This window comes from Deferrisoma palaeochoriense, from assembly GCF_054656955.1.
On the sequence record NZ_BAAHXI010000219.1, the window covers coordinates 1 to 264 of the forward strand.

Annotated in this window: 1 protein-coding gene; it reads left to right on the top strand. The window is 66.3% G+C overall.

The window, feature by feature from the left end; all coding sequences use genetic code 11:
- The coding region (locus tag ACYQ8L_RS18770; RefSeq protein ID WP_459943332.1) for an IS66 family transposase at positions 1-264 on the top strand (264 nt) is incomplete at both ends.

Here is a 264-nt window from a genome sequence, read left to right on the forward strand (position 1 = left end):
CCTTCAGGTGCTGCAGGAGCCGGGGCGATCGGCCCAGACGAAGTCGTACATGTGGGTGTTCCTGGGAGGACCCTCTGGCCGACCGGCGGTGGAGTACCACTACGCACTGACGCGAGGGGGACAGGTGGCGCGCGACTACCTCGAAGGGTACCGGGGGGTGGTGCAGACGGACGGGTACCAGGGGTACGACTTTGTAGACCACGCCTTGGCGATGGTGCATGCGGGGTGTTGGGCGCACGTGCGGCGGAAGTTTATGGAGGCGCT